This is a genomic window from Roseibium sp. (genome assembly GCF_025698965.1).
Taxonomy (GTDB): Bacteria; Pseudomonadota; Alphaproteobacteria; order Rhizobiales; family Stappiaceae; genus Roseibium.
The window spans coordinates 1-2,733 of record NZ_JAILWL010000655.1; the positions used below are offsets into that span (position 1 = coordinate 1).

Sequence of the window (2,733 nt, forward strand, 5' to 3'; positions counted from 1 at the left end):
TCACCACCACCGGGTGCAAGGGCCGGCGCTGGAATGCTGCTGGCGCGAAATGTGTCCGGGCCACCACAAGAAAAAGACGTGCCGCGCTGCATATGTGCAATCAGAAGTCACAAATGTGATTTTTCTGTCACGATCAAAAGTTCATCTCTTGTCCATACTCAACGGCGTGTTGACCGGTCTCGGTCGGACGCCATAGGGTTCTGTTATGTCCGCATTATTCATTTGTGCGGGCGCCATCGTACCGGTCGCTCGCACCTAAAAAAGGGGAGGTGCGGCGGCTTTGTTATTCAGACGAAGCGGGGAGATATTTATGCTTCAAAACAAAGCACTGGCTCGTAAGCTGCTGTGCGCAACCATGCTGTCAGGCATGGCGTTCGCGGCACCTTCGGCATTCGCTCAGGAAGAGGAAAGCGCGGCTTCGGAAGATACCATTACGGTGACCGGTACGCGCATTCAGTCCGCTAACCTGGTCGCCACCAGCCCGGTGACCACCATCGACGCCAGCGAAATCGCTGGCCGCGGCGTGATTCGCGTCGAGGACATGGTCAACCAGCTGCCGCAAGCCTTCGCAGCTCAGGGCTCCAACATCTCAAACGGTTCCACCGGCACCGCGCAAGTCAACCTGCGTGGCCTCGGCGCTCAGCGGAACCTGGTTCTGCTGAATGGCCGCCGCCTGCCTTACGGCTCGCCGCGTTCGGTTCCGGCTGACGTCAACCAGGTGCCGAGCGCTCTGGTCGAGCGTGTGGAAGTTCTGACCGGCGGCGCATCGGCCGTTTACGGTTCGGACGCGATCACGGGCGTTGTGAACTTCATCCTCGACGATGATTTCGAAGGCCTGCGCATCGACACGCAGTACAGCTTCTATCAGCACAACAACGAAAACTCGACGATCCAGGACCTGGTGAGCGGCTACGCCGCCGGCAACCCGTCCCAGTTCAAGCTGCCTGACGACAACGTCGTTGACGGCGAAGCGGTCGAGATCTCTGCTGTCATGGGTGTGAACACCCCGGACGGTCGCGGTAACGCTTCTGCGTATATCTCGTATCGCAACGTGAACCCGGTCTACCAGGCGAACCGTGACTACTCGGCTTGCGCATTCGGCACCCAGAATGGCGGCACCGAATTCTCTTGCTCGGGTTCCTCCACGAACGCCACGGCGAACTTCCTGAACCTTGGCACTGACCCGGCGCTGGCGAACTTCCAGAGCTGGTTCCGCACCAACGGTTCCCAGTTCATCGACCGTGACTTCACGTCCGATACGTTCAACTTCAACCCGTTCAACTTCTACCAGCGTCCTGACGAGCGTTACACCGTCGGTTCGTTCATCAACTATGAGTTCAGCCGTCATTTTGACGCCTATGCCGAACTCAGCTTCATGGACAACACCTCGAACTCGCAGATCGCGCCGTCCGGCGTGTTTGGCGGCGGTGTTGCCGGTCAAGGCGGCGGCATCAACTGTAACAACGCCTTCCTGACCGCTCAGCAAGTTGACTTCCTCTGCACCCAGAACGGTCTCGGCCCGACGGATGTGGCTGAAGGCGTGCTGATCCTGCGCCGGAACGTTGAAGGCGGTTCGCGTAACTCCGACATCCGTCACACCACCTATCGTGGCGTCGTCGGTCTGCGTGGCCAGGTTGCGGACAGCCCGTTTGATTACGACGTGTATGCGTCTTATTCGAACGTTTCGTTCGCCGAGAACTACAACAACGAACTGTCCATCCGGAAGTCCTCGCTGGCTCTGAATGCTGTCGATGATGGCGCTGGCAACATTGTCTGCGCCGTGAACGCTGATGCGGATCCGTCCAATGATGACGCGGCTTGCGTGCCGTACAACATCTTCTCGGGCACCCCGTCTGCGGCTGCGATCGCATACATCACCAACCCGCTTCTTCAGCGTGGCACCGTGACCCAGCAAGTGGTTTCGGGCTCCATGTTTGGTGACCTGGGCGCTTATGGCCTTGTGTCTCCGTTCGCCACCTCCGGCGTTGGCGTCGCATTCGGTGCTGAATACCGTCGTGACTCCCTGAGCCTCCTGCCTGACTCCAACTATCAGTCTGGCGATGGTTTTGGCCAAGGTGGTCCGACTCCTCCCGTCTCCGGTACGACCGACGTCTGGGAAGTGTTCGGTGAAGCCCAGATCCCGATCATCGAAGGCGCTCAGTTCGCTGAAGTCCTCGCTGTCGAGCTGGCTTACCGTTATTCCGATTACTCCACCGGCGTGTCGACCGACACCTACAAGGTTGCTGGCGAGTGGGCTCCGATCGACGATCTGCGTTTCCGCGGTTCTTACCAGCGTGCGGTGCGTGCACCGAACGTGATCGAGCTGTTCTCGAACCAGTCGATCGGCCTGTTCGATCTGACCCAAGGCGCGAATGGTCTTTATGACCCTTGCGCTGGCGCCAACCCGTCCGCGACCCTGGCCCAGTGCCAGAACACGGGCGTGACGGCGGCTCAGTACGGCAACATCGCCGACAACCCGGCTGGTCAGTTCAACCAGCTTGGCGGCGGCAACCCGAACCTCGATCCGGAAGTGGCCGACACGTACACGATCGGCTTCATCTTCACGCCGAGCTTCATCGAAGGTCTGACCATCACGGCTGACTATTTCGACATCGAAGTGGAAGACACGGTTTCGACCGTTTCGCCGAACCAGTCGCTGACTCAGTGCTTGGCCACCGGTGATCAGAGCTTCTGTTCGCTGGTCAATCGTGGCGATGGCGGCACCCTGTGGGC

The 2,733-nt window shown here is 59.5% G+C and carries 2 protein-coding genes; both read left to right on the forward strand.

Annotated features, from left to right (window positions below; translation table 11 throughout):
* Nucleotides 1-196: hypothetical protein (locus tag K5905_RS31165; protein WP_297591600.1), on the forward strand; the 196-nt coding region annotated here is incomplete at its 5' end.
* A 114-nt stretch (nucleotides 197-310) separates the two neighbouring features.
* Nucleotides 311-2,733, forward strand: a 2,423-nt coding sequence (locus K5905_RS31170; protein ID WP_297591601.1) for a TonB-dependent siderophore receptor, incomplete at its 3' end; no start/stop codon positions are given.